The 16,761-nt window shown below is 54.1% G+C and carries 18 protein-coding genes and 1 CRISPR repeat array; of the genes, 1 reads left to right on the top strand and 17 read right to left on the bottom strand.

All coding sequences use genetic code 11. From position 1 onward, the window contains the following. The 10 genes from GPJ68_RS19575 to cysD form a co-directional block, all read right to left on the bottom strand. Window positions 1-627: a protein-L-isoaspartate(D-aspartate) O-methyltransferase gene (locus tag GPJ68_RS19575; RefSeq protein WP_003034172.1), complete on the bottom strand. Its 627-nt coding sequence runs from the start codon at window positions 625-627 to the stop codon at window positions 1-3. Next, complete coding sequence (surE, locus tag GPJ68_RS19580) at window positions 621-1,382, bottom strand: 5'/3'-nucleotidase SurE (protein WP_016157332.1); 762 nt, start codon at window positions 1,380-1,382, stop codon at window positions 621-623. The genes GPJ68_RS19575 and surE overlap by 7 nt, the downstream gene beginning before the upstream one ends. Next, window positions 1,363-2,412, bottom strand: coding sequence for a tRNA pseudouridine(13) synthase TruD (gene truD / locus GPJ68_RS19585; RefSeq protein WP_104651268.1), 1,050 nt, complete (start codon window positions 2,410-2,412; stop codon window positions 1,363-1,365). Before truD ends, surE begins: the two co-directional genes overlap by 20 nt. Next, on the bottom strand, window positions 2,409-2,888 hold the full coding sequence (gene ispF / locus GPJ68_RS19590) for a 2-C-methyl-D-erythritol 2,4-cyclodiphosphate synthase (RefSeq protein WP_016154209.1): 480 nt from the start codon (window positions 2,886-2,888) through the stop codon (window positions 2,409-2,411). The genes truD and ispF overlap by 4 nt, the downstream gene beginning before the upstream one ends. Beyond that, window positions 2,888-3,598 carry a 2-C-methyl-D-erythritol 4-phosphate cytidylyltransferase gene (gene ispD, locus GPJ68_RS19595; protein ID WP_016154210.1) on the bottom strand — a complete coding sequence of 237 codons (711 nt, stop codon included), beginning with the start codon at window positions 3,596-3,598 and terminating at the stop codon, window positions 2,888-2,890. Before ispD ends, ispF begins: the two co-directional genes overlap by 1 nt. 18 nt (window positions 3,599-3,616) lie before the next feature. Next, a complete protein-coding gene (ftsB, locus tag GPJ68_RS19600) occupies window positions 3,617-3,928 on the bottom strand; it encodes a cell division protein FtsB (RefSeq protein ID WP_003034163.1) in 312 nt (103 codons plus the stop codon). Between the two features lie 215 nt (window positions 3,929-4,143). Continuing rightward, a complete protein-coding gene (locus tag GPJ68_RS19605) occupies window positions 4,144-4,467 on the bottom strand; it encodes a DUF3561 family protein (protein ID WP_016154211.1) in 324 nt (107 codons plus the stop codon). 47 nt (window positions 4,468-4,514) lie between these two features. Beyond that, on the bottom strand, window positions 4,515-5,120 hold the full coding sequence (gene cysC, locus GPJ68_RS19610) for an adenylyl-sulfate kinase (RefSeq protein WP_104651267.1): 606 nt from the start codon (window positions 5,118-5,120) through the stop codon (window positions 4,515-4,517). Continuing rightward, window positions 5,120-6,547 (bottom strand): sulfate adenylyltransferase subunit CysN, encoded by a 1,428-nt coding sequence (gene cysN, locus GPJ68_RS19615; protein WP_046274805.1) that lies wholly within the window; start codon window positions 6,545-6,547, stop codon window positions 5,120-5,122. The genes cysC and cysN overlap by 1 nt, the downstream gene beginning before the upstream one ends. 9 nt (window positions 6,548-6,556) lie before the next feature. Continuing rightward, complete coding sequence (gene cysD / locus GPJ68_RS19620; protein WP_003034152.1) at window positions 6,557-7,465, bottom strand: sulfate adenylyltransferase subunit CysD; 909 nt, start codon at window positions 7,463-7,465, stop codon at window positions 6,557-6,559. Between the two features lie 254 nt (window positions 7,466-7,719). Between cysD and GPJ68_RS19625 the strand changes: the two genes are divergently transcribed. Next, window positions 7,720-8,766 carry an aminopeptidase gene (locus GPJ68_RS19625; protein ID WP_019077559.1) on the top strand — a complete coding sequence of 349 codons (1,047 nt, stop codon included), beginning with the start codon at window positions 7,720-7,722 and terminating at the stop codon, window positions 8,764-8,766. 34 nt (window positions 8,767-8,800) lie between these two features. Further along, window positions 8,801-10,842: a CRISPR direct-repeat array (repeat unit 29 nt; unit sequence CGGTTTATCCCCGCTGGCGCGGGGAACAC). 93 nt (window positions 10,843-10,935) lie between these two features. Here the strand turns inward: GPJ68_RS19625 and cas2e are convergent. From cas2e to casA, 7 genes are read right to left on the bottom strand one after another with little or no spacing between them, the layout of a single operon-like run. Beyond that, window positions 10,936-11,220 (bottom strand): type I-E CRISPR-associated endoribonuclease Cas2e, encoded by a 285-nt coding sequence (gene cas2e, locus GPJ68_RS19630; protein ID WP_049268526.1) that lies wholly within the window; start codon window positions 11,218-11,220, stop codon window positions 10,936-10,938. Between the two features lie 3 nt (window positions 11,221-11,223). After that, the gene (gene cas1e, locus GPJ68_RS19635) at window positions 11,224-12,138 is read right to left on the bottom strand and encodes a type I-E CRISPR-associated endonuclease Cas1e (RefSeq protein WP_104651266.1); all 915 of its coding nucleotides are present in this window, start codon (window positions 12,136-12,138) and stop codon (window positions 11,224-11,226) included. Continuing rightward, complete coding sequence (gene cas6e, locus GPJ68_RS19640) at window positions 12,135-12,794, bottom strand: type I-E CRISPR-associated protein Cas6/Cse3/CasE (RefSeq protein WP_104651265.1); 660 nt, start codon at window positions 12,792-12,794, stop codon at window positions 12,135-12,137. Before cas6e ends, cas1e begins: the two co-directional genes overlap by 4 nt. After that, entirely contained in the window at window positions 12,794-13,513 is a 720-nt protein-coding gene (cas5e, locus tag GPJ68_RS19645) for a type I-E CRISPR-associated protein Cas5/CasD (protein ID WP_104651264.1), read from the bottom strand. Before cas5e ends, cas6e begins: the two co-directional genes overlap by 1 nt. A gap of 9 nt (window positions 13,514-13,522) precedes the next feature. Continuing rightward, window positions 13,523-14,581 (bottom strand): type I-E CRISPR-associated protein Cas7/Cse4/CasC, encoded by a 1,059-nt coding sequence (gene cas7e, locus GPJ68_RS19650; protein ID WP_104651263.1) that lies wholly within the window; start codon window positions 14,579-14,581, stop codon window positions 13,523-13,525. 14 nt (window positions 14,582-14,595) lie between these two features. Further along, the gene (gene casB, locus GPJ68_RS19655; protein ID WP_104651262.1) at window positions 14,596-15,201 is read right to left on the bottom strand and encodes a type I-E CRISPR-associated protein Cse2/CasB; all 606 of its coding nucleotides are present in this window, start codon (window positions 15,199-15,201) and stop codon (window positions 14,596-14,598) included. Then, on the bottom strand, window positions 15,194-16,756 hold the full coding sequence (gene casA / locus GPJ68_RS19660) for a type I-E CRISPR-associated protein Cse1/CasA (protein ID WP_180836947.1): 1,563 nt from the start codon (window positions 16,754-16,756) through the stop codon (window positions 15,194-15,196). Before casA ends, casB begins: the two co-directional genes overlap by 8 nt. Window positions 16,757-16,761: the final 5 nt, after the last annotated feature.

Below are 16,761 nucleotides of genomic sequence, written 5' to 3' on the forward strand. Positions count from 1 at the left end.
CTACGCAAGCTCCCCTTTCACTAAGGGAACGAAACGTACGGCCTCCACGGTATCGATAATAAATTCGCCTCCCCGACGACGCACCCGCTTCAGAAACTGGTGCTCATCGCCCACGGGTAAGACGAGAATGCCGCCCTCATCCAGTTGCATCATCAATGCGGTCGGGATCTCGGGCGGCGCTGCCGTTACAATGATAGCGTCAAACGGAGCTCGCGCCTGCCAGCCTTGCCATCCATCACCATGACGGGTCGAAACATTATGTAAATCAAGCTGCTTCAGGCGGCGACGCGCCTGCCATTGCAAACCTTTAATGCGCTCAACGGAGCACACATGATGCACCAGGTGCGCCAGAATCGCCGTCTGGTAGCCAGAGCCAGTACCAATTTCCAGCACCCGAGACTGCGGCGTTAGCTCAAGCAGTTCGGTCATTCGCGCAACCATATAAGGCTGCGAAATCGTCTGCCCCTGACCAATCGGCAGGGCAATATTGTCCCAGGCCTTATGTTCAAACGCCTCATCAATGAATTTTTCACGCGGCACGGCGGCGAGCGCATCGAGGACAAGCTCATCTCTGATGCCCTGCGCACGTAATTGTTCAAGAAGAGTGTGTACGCGTCTGCTTACCATTGCGTGTCGACTCCCACGCTGTCTAACCAGTCAGAAACCACCTCATGCGCGCCGTATGCGGTTAAATCGACATGCAGCGGCGTGATAGAAACATAGCCTTCATCGACGGCGGCAAAATCCGTATCCGGCCCGGCGTCGCACTTTTCACCCGGTGGCCCGATCCAGTACAGCGTATTACCGCGTGGGTCCTGCTGTGGAATAACCTGATCCGCCGGATGGCGACTGCCGCAGCGCGTGACGCGAATACCTTTAATCTGATCCAGTGGTAAATCCGGCACGTTGATATTCAAAATGCGACCGGTGCGCAGCGGTTCACGACTCAGCGCCCGTAAGATACGACAGGTTACTGCGGCAGCAGTCTCGTAGTGTTTATGGCCATCAAGTGAGACAGCCAGCGCCGGGAACCCCAGATGACGACCTTCCATTGCCGCCGCAACGGTACCGGAATAGATAACATCATCACCCAGATTAGGACCCGCATTAATACCAGAAACGACAATGTCCGGACGCGGACGCATTAATGCGTTCACGCCCAGATAAACGCAGTCGGTGGGCGTACCCATTTGTACGGCGATATCGCCGTTATCATAGGTAAAGGTGCGAAGTGAGGATTCCAGCGTCAGCGAGTTAGACGCGCCACTGCGGTTACGATCCGGGGCAACCACCTGTACGTCAGCAAACTCACGCAGCGCTTTCGCCAGCGTTTGTATACCGGGTGCGTGGACCCCATCATCGTTACTCAGCAATATACGCATAATCACCCATTGTGTTAATAAGTTCCCTTACAACACTGGTGGCGAAGCTACCTGCCGGTAGCCAGAAGCGTAACTCGACGGTTACGTCATCCCACCAGTTCCAGCTTAATTGTTGTGGATACAGCAAAATAGCGCGACGCGACGCGTCGACTTTCTCGCGCAATAACAGAGACTGCAGCGCGGTTTCATCAGCAACAGCGGCTTTTTCAAACGCCAGCGCGTCGCGCTGAGTTCCCCACTCACCGCTGCCCGGTAATGCCGCTGTGATCATTAATTCTTTCTCATCGACGCGACGCTGTAATTCAGTGTGTTCTTCCTGTGTGGCGACAAACCAGCTTCCGCGTCCGGATAATTGTAGCGCATCGCCGTCAACAACTTGATTAAAGTCTGTTTTTTTCAAGCGTTCACTGACTATCTGATTAAACAACGCGCTACGGGCCGCCGACAACCAAAAACTGCGTTTATTGCGATCGCGCACCGGCGCATCGCTTTGTGCCCAGCGCAGCGCCCCTTGCAGGTTGCTACCGCCAATACCAAAACGCTGAGCGCCAAAATAGTTCGGTACGCCGCGTTCGCTAATCGCCTGCAAACGCGCTTCAACGTCATTTCGCTCGCTCACTTCACGCAACACCAGCGTAAATTCGTTGCCTTTCAGCGCCCCTAAACGCAGCTTACGCTTGTGGCGCGCGTACTCCAGAACTTTACAGCCTTCGAGCTCAAATTTGCTTAGATCAGGCATTGCATTGCCCGGTACACGCGCGCACAGCCACTGTTCCGTGACCGCATGCTTATCTTTCTGCCCGGCAAAGCTCACTTCACGGGCGTGAATTTTCAGGAATTTCGCCAGCGCGTCAGCCACAAAACGGGTGTTACAACCGTTTTTCAGGATGCGCACCAAAACATGCTCGCCTTCGCCATCCGGTTCGAAGCCTAAATCTTCGACGACAACAAAGTCTTCCGGATTCGCTTTCAGGACGCCATGGCCCAGTGGTTTGCCATGGAGATACGTCAGATCGTCAAACACAGTCATTTTGGTGCCTTAATGAGTAACGCCACCGCTTCACAGGCAATCCCTTCCCCACGCCCGGTAAAACCGAGTTTTTCCGTGGTGGTCGCTTTCACGTTAACATCATCCATATGGCAGCCGAGATCTTCGGCAATAAACACGCGCATTTGCGGAATGTGCGGCAGCATCTTTGGCGCCTGAGCAATAATTGTCACATCCACATTACCAAGCGTATAGCCTTTGGCCTGAATACGCCGCCAGGCTTCTCGCAATAATTCACGACTATCGGCACCTTTAAAGGTCGGGTCGGTGTCAGGGAAGAGTTTACCGATATCCCCCAGCGCAGCCGCGCCCAGCAGAGCATCAGTTAGCGCGTGTAACGCCACATCGCCATCAGAATGCGCCAGCAATCCTTTTTCATACGGGATGCGCACACCACCAATGATAATTGGGCCTTCTCCGCCAAAAGCGTGTACGTCGAAACCGTGTCCAATTCGCATTATGTCTTCTCCTGGTGGGTAGTCCGGGTCAGATAAAATTCGGCCAACGCCAAATCCTCTGGACGCGTTACTTTAATATTATCAGCCCGTCCTTCAACGAGCTGAGGATGTAAGCCGCAATATTCCAGCGCCGAGGCCTCATCCGTAATGGTTGCGCCTTCGTGGAGCGCACGGGTCAGGCAGTCGTGCAACAGCTCGCGAGGGAAAAACTGCGGCGTCAACGCGTGCCATAAATCGGTGCGATCGACCGTATGGGCAATGTCTGTTCGGCCCGGCTCCGCGCGCTTCATCGTGTCGCGTACTGGTGCCGCCAGGATCCCGCCGGTGCGGCTGGTCTCACTGATTGCCAGCAAACGGGCTAAATCATCCTGGTGCAGACACGGACGCGCGGCGTCATGCACAAGTACCCAACTTGCCTCACCTGCGGCTTGCAAACCGGCAAGGACAGAATCGGCACGCTCGTTGCCGCCATCCACTACGGTAATTTGCGGATGCGCGGCGAGTGGCAGTTGGGCAAAGCGGCTGTCGCCTGGGCTGATAGCGATAACGACTCGCGTCACCCGGGGATGAGCCAGCAGCGCATCAACCGAGTGTTCAAGAATGGTTTTATTGCCAATAGAGAGGTACTGCTTAGGACACTCTGTTTGCATTCGGCGGCCAAACCCGGCAGCCGGCACCACGGCGCAAACGTCCAATAAAGTGGCTGCCATGTTAAATCCCTGGACGGTTTATCGATTATTTTGCCCTGCAGTCTGAGCGCGTTTAGACGCGTCAGGCACCAGACGATAAAAGGTTTCGCCCGGCTTAGTCATGCTGAGTTCGTTGCGCGCGCGCTCCTCAATAGCCTCTTGTCCGCCATTGAGATCGTCAATTTCGGCAAAGAGCTGATCGTTACGTGCTTTAAGTTTCGCGTTCGTAGCTTGCTGCGCAGCAACATCATCGTTGACGCGACTATAGTCATGTATGCCGTTCTTACCGAACCACAGCGAATACTGCAGCCAGACCAATAAAGCCAGCAACAGCAGCGTTAGTTTACCCATCCAGCCCCCTGAAAAACGGCATTAACATCCCATAACTTCCGCAGACAACTTTACATCAACGGTCGGGAATGCCGCGACAACGCGGGCAAATGTACCACATTTGCCCGTTGTTACGTATACCCCGTGTAAGGAGAACATAATCTCATTGTTGGTTACGGTTTGAATTATGACCAGAGAGTGAACAACATCAGCGATTGTTAAAAAAAGGCGTTTGCCTAACCCAACAACCACAGAAATAGCGCGCCAAACATCGCCCCAACCACCAGTAGGGTGCAGGTAATGCTCAGCAGCAACAGCCCCTTCAATAGGGAGTGCAGCGCAATACCCGCGACAATCGCCACGGGCAGCAATGCGAGGAAAAAGGGCCAGGTATAAATGAAGAAAAAGAGTGTGTTAGGGCCATAAATCAGAAACGGAATCCCCAGCGCCAACAGCCACGCGATAAAACCGACCACAGCACCCGGTAGTGACCAGGTGGTTTCATCGTCGGCGGCGAAGGTATCTGACTCTGTAATAGTAATGTTATGGCTGTTACGCATATCTAATCCTGTGACCGTGACTGACCGGGCATACAAGCTCGGGTGTCTCAGGATCTGATAATATCTTCCTGCCTCAGCAGGTCTAATAATTGGGGTACCAAATTTGTTACCAATTGTTCACCATCAAGGTGAATCTCTGGCGATTCAGGCGCTTCGTATACCGAATCAATTCCGGTGAAATTGCGCAACTCACCCGCCCGCGCTTTTTTATACAGCCCTTTTGGATCGCGTAATTCGCACGTTGCCAGCGGCGTGTCGACAAAAACCTCAATAAAACGCCCTTCACCAACGCGTGCACGGACCATTTTGCGTTCGGCGCGATGTGGAGAGATAAAGGCGGTCAACACCACAAGACCCGCATCCACCATCAGGTTAGCCACCTCGCCAACCCGACGAATATTCTCCTTACGATCGGCATCGCTAAACCCAAGATCGCTGCACAGGCCGTGGCGCACGTTATCGCCATCCAACAAATAGGTACTCACTCCCAGCTTGTGCAACGCCTCTTCCAGCGCCCCTGCTACCGTGGATTTACCGGAACCTGACAGCCCGGTAAACCACAGCACAACACCACGATGACCGTGGCGTTGTTCCCGCTGTTGCGGTGTAACAGGATGGGCATGCCAGACGACGTTTTCGTCATGCTGCGCCATTATTCTCCTCCCAGCAGATCGCGCGCGCCCCAGTGCGGGAAATGGCGACGCACTAACGCATTAAGCTCCAGCTCAAACGCGCTGAACTGAGAAGCCGCGGTGTGCTCCTGGACGATTGGCTCACGTACCAGCCCCGCGCCAACGGTAACGTTGGTCAGGCGGTCAATGATAATCAGCCCGCCCGTAACCGGATTCTGCTGATAGGTATCCAGCACCAGCGGCTCATCAAAAGTCAGATTAACCAGACCGATGCCGTTTAGCGGCAACGCTTCAACATCACGTTGGGTCAGGTTATTAATATCAATCTGGTACTGCACGTTATCAACGCGTGCGCGGGTCTTCTTACCGGCGACTTTGATGTCGTAGCTCTGTCCAGGCGACAACGGTTGTTCCGCCATCCACACCACATCAACGGCAGCGCTTTGTACCGCAGGTAACGCTTCACCGGCATCAAGCAGCAGGTCACCCCGGCTGATATCGATCTCATCTTTCAATACCAGGGTGATCGCTTCACCCGCATGCGCTTCCTGTAAATCGCCATCAAAGGTTACGATCCGCGCCACGCTCGACTCAACGCCGGATGGCAGCACTTTGACGCGTTGCCCTACCTTCACACTACCGGAGGCCAGCGTCCCGGCATAACCACGAAAATCCAGATTCGGTCGGTTCACATACTGCACCGGGAAGCGCATCGGCTGAGTATCAACTATGCGTTGGATCTCAACGGTTTCCAGTACTTCCAGTAGCGTCGGACCGCTGTACCACGACATGCTGGCGCTTTGTGAAGCCACGTTGTCGCCTTCCAGCGCAGAGAGCGGCACAAACCGGATATCCAGGTTGCCCGGCAACTGTTCAGCAAAAGTAAGATAGTCTTCGCGAATGCGGTTAAATGTCTCTTCGCTAAAGTTCACCAGATCCATTTTGTTGATCGCCACCACCAGGTGTTTGATCCCAAGTAGCGTGGAGATAAAGCTGTGACGACGGGTCTGATCCAGCACGCCTTTACGCGCATCGATCAGCAGGATCGCCAGGTCGCAGGTCGACGCACCGGTCGCCATGTTGCGGGTGTACTGCTCATGGCCGGGAGTATCCGCAATAATAAATTTACGCTTCTCGGTAGAGAAATAACGGTAAGCCACGTCGATGGTGATGCCCTGCTCGCGCTCGGCTTGCAAGCCGTCAACCAATAACGCCAGATCGAGCTTTTCGCCCTGAGTACCGTGACGTTTACTGTCGTTGTGCAGCGATGAAAGCTGGTCTTCATAAATCTGACGCGTGTCGTGCAGCAGGCGACCAATCAGGGTGCTTTTCCCGTCATCCACGCTACCGCAGGTTAAAAAACGCAGCAGGCTTTTGTGTTGCTGGGCGACCATCCAGGCTTCAACGCCGCCTTCATTAGCAATTTGTTGTGCAAGTGTCGTGTTCATGGCGGCTCCTTAGAAATACCCCTGACGTTTCTTCAGCTCCATGGAGCCCGCCTGGTCGCGGTCAATCACGCGGCCCTGACGTTCACTGGTGGTTGAGACCAGCATCTCTTCGATGATTTCCGGCAGCGTCTGCGCATTCGACTCCACCGCGCCTGTCAACGGCCAGCAGCCGAGCGTACGGAAACGCACCATGCGTTTTTTAATCACTTCACCCGGTTGCAGATCGATTCTGTCGTCATCAATCATCATCAGCATGCCGTCGCGTTCCAGCACCGGACGCTCCGCCGCCAGGTACAGCGGCACGATATCGATATTTTCCAGCCAGATGTACTGCCAGATATCCTGTTCAGTCCAGTTGGAGAGCGGGAATACGCGAATGCTTTCGCCTTTGTTAATCTGTCCGTTGTAGTTATGCCACAGTTCCGGACGCTGATTTTTAGGGTCCCAGCGATGAAAACGATCGCGGAAAGAATAAATGCGCTCCTTGGCACGCGATTTCTCTTCGTCACGACGAGCGCCACCGAACGCGGCGTCGAAACCGTATTTGTTCAACGCCTGCTTCAACCCTTCGGTTTTCATAATATCGGTATGCTTGGCGCTACCGTGAACAAACGGGTTGATGCCCATCGCCACCCCTTCCGGGTTTTTATGCACCAGCAGTTCACAACCGTAGGCTTTCGCCGTGCGGTCACGAAACTCGTACATCTCGCTGAATTTCCAGCCAGTATCAACGTGCAGCAGAGGGAACGGCAACGTGCCAGGATAAAACGCTTTGCGCGCCAGATGCAGCATTACGCTGGAATCTTTGCCGATGGAATACATCATCACCGGATTCGAAAACTCGGCGGCCACCTCACGAATAATATGGATGCTTTCCGCTTCCAGTTGCCGCAGGTGGGTAAGTCGTTTTTGATCCATAACCGTTCCTATGTAATGCCGTTATTTTGCTAACGATGCTCAGATAACCTGACTATAGGGAGGGCAAGAGGGCGAATGAAATTACGAATTGGAATGAGTAGTTCCTCAAAGGAATAACGATCCGGAAAAGCAAATATCAAAAAGTGCTTAAGCTACCGAATTTCGGGCATTTAGGAGCAAATGAAATTGTTTTACCTCGATCACGGTTTCATACTAGCGGCTAAAAATTTCTGCTTGGTATTTAAGGACTCATTATGTTTTCCGCAACGCGCCCCCTTCTTGCAATCCTGGCGCTCGGCGCGTGCTTTATCCTTCCCGCACAGGCAACATCTTCCAAACCTGGAGATATCGCAAATACCCAGGCTCGATATATCGCAACGTTTTTCCCAGGCCGCGTAACGGGCTCTCCGGCAGAAATGTTGTCTGCTGATTATATTCGTCAGCAATTTCAGCAGATGGGCTACAGCAGTGATATTCGAACGTTTAATAGCCGTTATGTTTATACCGCCAAAAATAACCGTAAAAACTGGCATAACGTCACGGGGAGTACCGTTATTGCCGCACATGAGGGTAAAGCGCCACAGCAGATTATTATCATGGCGCACCTCGACACCTACGCCGCACAGAGCGACGCCGATTCCGATGCCAATCTGGGTGGATTGACCCTGCAAGGTATTGATGACAACGCCGCAGGACTTGGCGTGATGCTGGAACTGGCGGAAAAACTCAAAGACGTGCCGACGCAGTACGGCATTCGATTTATCGCCACCAGCGGCGAGGAAGAAGGCAAACTGGGCGCGGAGAACATCCTGAAGCGAATGAGCGCCGCCGAGAAGAAAAATACGCTGCTGGTTATCAACCTCGATAACCTGATCGTCGGCGATAAGCTCTATTTCAATAGCGGTAAGAAAACCCCGGAAGCGGTGCGAAAATTGACGCGCGACCGGGCGCTGGCCATCGCGCACAGCCGCGGTATCGTAGCCAGCACCAATCCGGGACTGAACAAAAACTATCCGAAAGGTACTGGATGTTGTAACGATGCAGAGGTCTTCGACGATGCGGGCATTGCCGTGCTCTCCGTTGAAGCAACCAACTGGAGTCTGGGCAAGAAAGATGGCTATCAACAGCGCGCCAAAAGCGCCTCGTTCCCGGCAGGCAACAGCTGGCACGATGTGCGACTGGATAACCAGCAGCATATCGATAAAGCCTTACCGGGCAGGATAGAGCACCGTAGCCGCGACGTGGTACGCATTATGCTCCCGCTGGTGAAAGAACTGGCAAAGGCGGGTAAATCCTCGTAACCCATCCAGCCCCATAATATTTCTGCTTTCAAAGTGGATTATCCCCGCTGGCGCGGGGAACACAGTCCCACATTCGCAGCCGCCAGCTCCCTGCACGGTTTATCCCCGCTGGCGCGGGGAACACTGTGTAGATGATGCTCAGCTTAACTATGACACCGGTTTATCCCCGCTGGCGCGGGGAACACGGCCACTGTGCCAGTAACCGAGGCGTTCAGGCCGGTTTATCCCCGCTGGCGCGGGGAACACAACATTGGTCGCATCGCGTCAATTGGCACCAACGGTTTATCCCCGCTGGCGCGGGGAACACTGCCGCCATTACCACAGCCCCCCCCCTGAACCCGGTTTATCCCCGCTGGCGCGGGGAACACAGCGCTTCCACGTTCGTGAGTAACGGGATCAACGGTTTATCCCCGCTGGCGCGGGGAACACTGACGCCATTACCACAAGCCACCCCCTGAACCCGGTTTATCCCCGCTGGCGCGGGGAACACTCTGTGCCACTTTTCTGGACGATCAGCTTGTCCGGTTTATCCCCGCTGGCGCGGGGAACACTCAATGAAAGCGGGTGAGTCAATCGGAGTTCACGGTTTATCCCCGCTGGCGCGGGGAACACTTATGGATGCTCCGGCAAATCTCTGTTTATCACGGTTTATCCCCGCTGGCGCGGGGAACACGGCCTTTTACAAGAAAAGAAGCCTACATAAAGCGGTTTATCCCCGCTGGCGCGGGGAACACTCAGCGACTATGACCGTGACCGGGCGATCAGACGGTTTATCCCCGCTGGCGCGGGGAACACTCATCACGCATCACTGTAACCCGGCACTCATTCGGTTTATCCCCGCTGGCGCGGGGAACACATATGCCGGATGTACTCCGCATAGCGCTGGTGCGGTTTATCCCCGCTGGCGCGGGGAACACGGGCGCGGGCTGGCGCTGAACTGTCGGGCCCGCGGTTTATCCCCGCTGGCGCGGGGAACACCACGCAGAACGGCCACATTCCTCCGTGTCATACGGTTTATCCCCGCTGGCGCGGGGAACACATTCAAGAATGAAGTTGAGATTAAGGGCATTCCGGTTTATCCCCGCTGGCGCGGGGAACACCATTGCCGGGGCTTTGCTTTATGATTTGAATCCGGTTTATCCCCGCTGGCGCGGGGAACACCAAATCAATTCGATGTTTTATGGCTATTGTCTCGGTTTATCCCCGCTGGCGCGGGGAACACCGACTGCTGAAAATGCGGTATTGAAAACCACTCGGTTTATCCCCGCTGGCGCGGGGAACACACGCCGATGAACTGGCAAAGGGCATCATGGAGCGGTTTATCCCCGCTGGCGCGGGGAACACATAAACGAGAACATCACATGAGAACTGTTTCCCGGTTTATCCCCGCTGGCGCGGGGAACACCCTTGGCGGCATTGCTCGCCACTAATGGCGTTCGGTTTATCCCCGCTGGCGCGGGGAACACGAGCCGCAATGAAGTTGGGGTTGGCTCCGGCGCGGTTTATCCCCGCTGGCGCGGGGAACACATGTCACTGCCGCTGGTAGCCAGATTTCCGTCCGGTTTATCCCCGCTGGCGCGGGGAACACTCTGAATAAATGGCCTGAATGTTTTGCTGCAACGGTTTATCCCCGCTGGCGCGGGGAACACATATTTTTACGTTAAAAAATTTATTTGATGAGCGGTTTATCCCCGCTGGCGCGGGGAACACTGATACCCAGTACTCTAACGGCGGGAACAGAGCGGTTTATCCCCGCTGGCGCGGGGAACACATCGATTTACTCATGCCCCCCTGATGTGGTGCCGGTTTATCCCCGCTGGCGCGGGGAACACAATGACCGGCACACCAAACGCCGTTCGCTCTGCGGTTTATCCCCGCTGGCGCGGGGAACACCTTATACGAAAGAATTGCTCGTTGAGGTTTACCGGTTTATCCCCGCTGGCGCGGGGAACACTAGGATAAACAAAATGAACATGAACAACTTTACGGTTTATCCCCGCTGGCGCGGGGAACACACGTGCATCACTTCATTCATCAGCGCGTATGACGGTTTATCCCCGCTGGCGCGGGGAACACTCTAAAACTATATCACTGATCTAAAAGGGATTATAGCCGTAGAAAAATTTCACCAAATTTTCCACATTATTAAAGAACTATAACCCATTGATTTTACGAAGGATGGAATGACACTAACCTTAATCCATCCAGTTCCACCGCCATGCGCCTGTTTTCACCCCATGTTTGAAAATCAAAACCAGACTCATTATTCACCGCCCAAGCCATAACAACATTCCCTTCGTCTGCCAGGGTAGTGACCTGATGCCAGATCATTTCTCGCACCTTACGTGAGGTATCGCCAACGTAAACACCTGCGCGAACTTCTAATAACCAGACAGCCAGACGACCGCGCAAACGAGCAGGAATATTTTCGGTGACAACAACAAGCATACTCATGCGCTACCCCCTGTGACCTGCATCGCCCAATGAAACAGGCTCAGGGATCGCCGGAGGCTGGGCATCTGCAAAAGGTTTAGGGATTTCAATCTCCCCGGCAGCCAGCACTTCTTCAATCAATGGGATGATCCGCGCCAGCGTTTTCTGGCTGCGGAATATATCCCGACAGGCCAGACGAACCTCTTTATCTGGACTGACTGGCGCACGGGCAGCAATCTCGAAAGCAACCGGAACAACACCATCAAATTTGACGATATCAGCAATGTCATACACAAAAGAGAGCGGCTTACCGGCATGCACAAAACCAATAGCAGGTGCGTAACCTGCGGCTAATACCGCGGCTTCGGTAATACCATAAAGGCAGGATGTGGCAGCACTAATACACTGATTAACCGTGTCGCCCTTTCCCCAGTCTTTAGGATCGTAACGTCGACCATGCCACTTCACACCGTAGCGCTCTGCCAGCAGAGCATAGCTCTGGCGTACCCGCGCGCCTTCGATGCCGCGGAGTTGTTCAACGGAGCGACGGCTGGGAGCAGGCTCACCAAAACGCAATTCGAACATTTTACGCACTACTTTCAGCCGGAGTTCTTCATCCAGCGCCAGCTTTGCCTGATACAACAGTCTGTCTGAACGCGCGCCTCCCGGCTGTCCGCAGGCGTAAAGTCGTACACCTGCTTCACCAACCCATACCAGTAAGGTACCTGTGGTTGCCGCCAGTCGCACCGCGGCATGAGAAACGCGCGTGCCTGGCTCCAGCATAATGCAGGCTATCGATCCCACCGGAATATGCGTTCGTATTCCCGTTTTGTCGATCAGCACGAACGCACCGTCGATCACATCAATCTGCCCGTATTGCAGAAAGATCATTGAGGTACGATCTTTCATTGGGATGGGGCTCAGCGGTAGCCAATTCATTGTTCCCCTCGCCGAATCAACATCAGACCGCAGCCTAGCGCTTTGCTTTTACCAAACCCATTCCTGAGAGCGTGAGAGAAACGCGTCACATCGTCTACCCGTAACAGTCCCGCAAAATCAACGCTGCCAAAACTGATAGGACGTTCCCCGGTCAGTCGACTGAAACGTTGTTGCTGGTAACTCACCACGTAATCCTGCTTATCAGGAAGCATGAAACCATGCTGTTCCCCCTGACGGCGTAGCCAGTTATTCGCCGCGATGATTTGCAGTGGCCAGTGTTGTTCAGCAGGTATCCCTTTCTGCTTTGCCTGGTATTTGGCATCCATCATCACGTCGCTACGCTTACCGGATCGGGTGATAACGGGATTCGCGCGTAGCGAAAAATACAGAAACATGCCTTTTGTCAGATGTGGCTGAAACGGTTTACTCTCTACGGCAAAAATATTATGCCCATCCAGAGGTGGAACATCCGACTGCACATAAAAACGCTCGCCCCGTTCTGCAGACTCATGGCGAAACAGAAAACGGCGTTCATCGTGATGAGAAAAAAGCTGCCAGAGCCATTGATGACTGGCATAGGGGCTGGCGCTCTGCCACTTCTGCATCATTTCAGGCGTTAGCTTGCCGAGGTCCAGCGTTACGCGTGACAGAAACATTATTTTTCCTCCCCGAGCTGGCCTGCAAACTGAGTACGCGTAGTGAACTGCCAGCGTACTTTACTGAGTGGCTGATCGCTTCTCTGAACGGAAATAGCAGGCACAACGCCCTGCGGCTCGCCTTCCCAATAGCAAAGATCAGATGCGGTAGTGATTGCCGCCAGTTCCGGGCAAATCAACGCCTGCTCTGCCTGGTAAAAAACCTGGGCCAACGTTCCGTCCAGTATCAGCGGCGCCAGCGGCAGGGCTGGAGGACAAGATTTTCGCCCCAGATACAGAGGAAATACAGGCTCCTCCAGTGCAGCTGCCAGTTTTTCCAGAACTATCGGTGCCCCTTCAGTTTCCTGAACAGCAATATGAAACAGCGCATCGCACCGATATTCGCGGGTGGTGATCATCGTGTTGAGATCTTCCGGTGCCAGAACCAGCTCATCACGCCGGGTGAAATAAATGCGCTTTCTGTTCTCTTTTGGTACTTCGACAGTGTGATAGTCACGCAGCCATTGCTCGCGGGAAGAAAACGGTCGTATGGCAAAATGGTAGTGTCGGTTAAACTCATCCAGATGAGCAGCCTCACGCCGGATACCGCAGGCGGCAGCAAGCAATCCCAATAATGCTGAACGACTGGGCACAGCGTTGCTGTGCCTCACCTCGCCCACGGCGGCTTCGCCCCAGGACATCAACGGCGCGTAAAGTTGAAAAACAAGATAGCGGGACATCGCAACTCCTTACTGGCTGACAAACTCCAGCAGTTCCTGAAGCGAACCTTCGCCCGATTCCACATTCATCTCGTAGTGGCGCTCCCCCTCACGTGACCCATAAGCGCGTTCAAACTTCTGCCGCTGCTCTTTCAGGCGTTGAATGGCCTGTGTCTGCTGATCTTCTCCACGAACAGGATTAAAGAAAGCGACTGAAAGCGCACGAGGCTGCTGGCGTCCCATTTCCACCAGTGCGTAAGATGCGTAAGCACGCGAAGCAAAGCTGTTCTGATTTCCGGTTGGCGAGACGGTGAGCGCCGTTTCGGCCAGCGCCTTAAGGGTTCGCGCGACCAGGGCTTCATCCCCATTGAGGTTTTCCAGTAACAGGTCGCGACTGATGCAAATATAAGAATAGAATAACGCAGAGGCGAAGCCCTTCTCACCCATATGCGCCGACCCGGCGTCATCCTCTTTACGGTTCAGATCGTCCACTGCCGTAAAGAAATCCTCTTCAACCGTAACGGCGCTGACGCCAAGAGTATGAGCCACCTGGCAAGCGGCTTCAACGTTAAACGCCGGGCTGGACGCCAGCATGCGACCAAACAGCGCGATATCAACGCCGCTGGCAGTTTCACGTAACAGCTTCAGCTCGCTCTCTTCCGGTTCACGTTTATCCGCAATCAGCATTTCAACCAGTTGGTTTATATGCCGGTATTCATCCGGACTGATATGCACCAGTTGTTCGATATTCAGGTTCTCTTCCGCCTTCGCATTTTTATCGGCTTTTAATTTGCCGAACTGGCTGGCTATTTTTCCAGCGGCGGAAAGCGCCATCTTTTCTGCAACTCCACCAGCCCGCAGATGTTTATAAATCTCACTGCCCAGACGGCGAGTGCGGGTGCCAATATGTCCACTAAGCGCGCTTTCAAAAACTTCCGAGGTACGCCATGCGCGCTTGAGACTTTGTGAGGAGACCCGAAGGCGTTCTACTCCGCCCATAATGGCGGTTTTCGGACGTCCGGTATCATCACGGTTCAGGTTAGCGGGGGCGTAAGCCGTCAGAATATGCAATTGAATAAATGTCGTCATGAGTGAAATCCTTTTTATTTGTTCCTGGGAGATTTTTCGCCAGCCTGCAGATATTCACTGGCCCAGCGTACGGAGAGGCGCTTAAAGGGGTTACTTTCAGCCGCCAGATGTGCTTCTTTCGCCTGCCATTCACGCATCCATAAGAAAACCCCGTCAGCCAGCGACACAAGGTTAACGCCCTGGTCACCGCGCAGTTTTACCGCACGAATCAGTTGACTGGAGAGTTCCGCCGGGGTTCTGACCGCCAACAGACGATCGAAACGCTGACGTGAAAGGCAGGGGCCGCTTTTAATCTCTTCACCAAGCTGGCGGGCGAAAGAGCCGGTAGCGTTGTCGTGATGGGCGTGGGCCGCAATGCCTGTAAAAATGGCTAATGCCAGTCTGTCGCTGGCCTGCTTTTCAACTCCCGTCAGCGCACGGTTCAGATGATGAAAAGCCTGGCTGGTGAGCGCCCCATACGGTAAAACCGCATGACGCAGCTCTGCTCGCCAGGCCCGACCATTGCCTGTAAAAGCAGCATCGACGCTATTGCGTTCCTGCAAACTCCGAAACCAACGGCGAATAATGCCAGGCGCACCGTCGATAATAATCAGCTCTTTTCCGGTGTTAGTTTCAAACATTCGCCTGCTCCTTATGTTCCATAGCGAGCTCCTTCAGTGTTTTCAGGCTGGTGAGTTTTTTGACATTCTTGATGAGGCTGAGCCGGGCAGACAAAATTCGTTGCAAATCAGCCGTATTATCGGGGTTGGTAAAAGCGCTCTGGTCGAATATTTGTAGCAACTCGCATTGCAGGTTCTCTCCCCACTCCCGCAGCGCGGCGCGCGCCTGAGGCTGAAGAGAAGAAGGATGTTGGCTTAACGTCTGCCATAGCTGACGAAATCCTGGCTCGGTCTGCTGCCAGAAGGCGATATCCACCATACTGAAATCCCCTTTCGCCTCTTTAGGACTCCCGAACCAGGCCTGTTTAAGCGCCTGAACGAGGAGAGGTCGAACGGAGATCGCCAGTTCGAGTGCAATTGAAAGCAGGTCTTTAAAGCTTTCCGCTTCATCGGCAGATAAAGCGATCAGAGGTAAACGATGCTCATACCAACAGCACGCCTTGGCGCTCTTCATATCAAAACCAAAGCACCATAATCTGGTAGCTCCCGGCTCTGGATTCCCGAGCACAACGCGCGCAGGGATCGTGCAACTCAGTTTATCTTCCGTCGTCATCGCCAGTCCCAGCCAGTCTTTATAGACCAGACCACCGGATTGTCCCTTGAGCGCCAGCATCGGTGACGCCGCGTCTTTCAGCGCTTTTCGATACGGTGAAAGCGGGTGAACCCAGCCGTCATACTGCACGCCGTAGTTTTTGCTGCGGATCTGGCTGAGCAATGCAGGATGAGGCTCACCGCACAAATCACACTCGCCGCTTTGCGTATGGCTGAAATCAATTTCCAGCCGTCGCGGCATGCCCCAATAGGCCTGGAGCGGATGTGCATTTTCGGGCGTCACCCTATTTTTTGACGTTTCACTACTGCGGGTTGCGGCCAGCCACGGGAAAATCAGAGCCAGTTGCTCATCCTGCCATTGCTGCTGCCCAGGCATAACATTCAGCCAAAGTTTGCGCCACAGCGGCTCATTTGGCTGAACTGGCATTAACAGCGTCGTCAGCGGTCCACCGCCGCGCATGCTGGTACGCCCCCCGGCTCCGTCCTCGGGGGAGTTGGTCTGAACGGTATAAAGCGCCATCACTGCACAGTGCGGGCAAAAATGCCGATAAATACGACGTTTTACGAAGTGATCTTTATTTAACTTAACAGTGTTGCCGCCGGGAGCATCAATCAATAACCTCGCGATTGCGCTGTTTTTAACATCCAGCCCAGAAAAATCCTGCAAAAAAGCGGGTTTCTGTGGGCCAAACTGCATGGCAACCGCCACGCGTTCCAGCGCTTTTTGCCAGCGATCCGGATCGATACCATCTTCCCAGATATCCTCCCACTGTTCTTCATCCTCCGGCGCGAATACCGTTTGTAGCAGGCCAATCAATAACTGATATGCCGCCCCCTGAAAATCTGCGCGCGGCCACGCCAGTTCGATAATGTCATTATCAGCCAGCTCGCCTGGCGAAATTTTTCGCCGCTGCCCCTGCCTGTCGATAACCGGCAGCCAGGGCTCCGTGATAAGTGAAAACATGATTC

The organism is Citrobacter sp. 172116965, from assembly GCF_013458095.1.
GTDB lineage: Bacteria > Pseudomonadota > Gammaproteobacteria > Enterobacterales > Enterobacteriaceae > Citrobacter > Citrobacter braakii.

What these genes read in the sequence shown, in the direction of transcription:
- GPJ68_RS19575 (WP_003034172.1), bottom strand. Translation starts at nt 627, where the DNA reads ATGGTAAGCAGACGCGTACACACTCTTCTTGAACAATTACGTGCGCAG.
- surE (WP_016157332.1), bottom strand. Translation starts at nt 1,382, where the DNA reads ATGCGTATATTGCTGAGTAACGATGATGGGGTCCACGCACCCGGTATA.
- truD (WP_104651268.1), bottom strand. Translation starts at nt 2,412, where the DNA reads ATGACTGTGTTTGACGATCTGACGTATCTCCATGGCAAACCACTGGGC.
- ispF (WP_016154209.1), bottom strand. Translation starts at nt 2,888, where the DNA reads ATGCGAATTGGACACGGTTTCGACGTACACGCTTTTGGCGGAGAAGGC.
- ispD (WP_016154210.1), bottom strand. Translation starts at nt 3,598, where the DNA reads ATGGCAGCCACTTTATTGGACGTTTGCGCCGTGGTGCCGGCTGCCGGG.
- ftsB (WP_003034163.1), bottom strand. Translation starts at nt 3,928, where the DNA reads ATGGGTAAACTAACGCTGCTGTTGCTGGCTTTATTGGTCTGGCTGCAG.
- GPJ68_RS19605 (WP_016154211.1), bottom strand. Translation starts at nt 4,467, where the DNA reads ATGCGTAACAGCCATAACATTACTATTACAGAGTCAGATACCTTCGCC.
- cysC (WP_104651267.1), bottom strand. Translation starts at nt 5,120, where the DNA reads ATGGCGCAGCATGACGAAAACGTCGTCTGGCATGCCCATCCTGTTACA.
- cysN (WP_046274805.1), bottom strand. Translation starts at nt 6,547, where the DNA reads ATGAACACGACACTTGCACAACAAATTGCTAATGAAGGCGGCGTTGAA.
- cysD (WP_003034152.1), bottom strand. Translation starts at nt 7,465, where the DNA reads ATGGATCAAAAACGACTTACCCACCTGCGGCAACTGGAAGCGGAAAGC.
- GPJ68_RS19625 (WP_019077559.1), top strand. Translation starts at nt 7,720, where the DNA reads ATGTTTTCCGCAACGCGCCCCCTTCTTGCAATCCTGGCGCTCGGCGCG.
- cas2e (WP_049268526.1), bottom strand. Translation starts at nt 11,220, where the DNA reads ATGAGTATGCTTGTTGTTGTCACCGAAAATATTCCTGCTCGTTTGCGC.
- cas1e (WP_104651266.1), bottom strand. Translation starts at nt 12,138, where the DNA reads ATGAATTGGCTACCGCTGAGCCCCATCCCAATGAAAGATCGTACCTCA.
- cas6e (WP_104651265.1), bottom strand. Translation starts at nt 12,794, where the DNA reads ATGTTTCTGTCACGCGTAACGCTGGACCTCGGCAAGCTAACGCCTGAA.
- cas5e (WP_104651264.1), bottom strand. Translation starts at nt 13,513, where the DNA reads ATGTCCCGCTATCTTGTTTTTCAACTTTACGCGCCGTTGATGTCCTGG.
- cas7e (WP_104651263.1), bottom strand. Translation starts at nt 14,581, where the DNA reads ATGACGACATTTATTCAATTGCATATTCTGACGGCTTACGCCCCCGCT.
- casB (WP_104651262.1), bottom strand. Translation starts at nt 15,201, where the DNA reads ATGTTTGAAACTAACACCGGAAAAGAGCTGATTATTATCGACGGTGCG.
- casA (WP_180836947.1), bottom strand. Translation starts at nt 16,756, where the DNA reads ATGTTTTCACTTATCACGGAGCCCTGGCTGCCGGTTATCGACAGGCAG.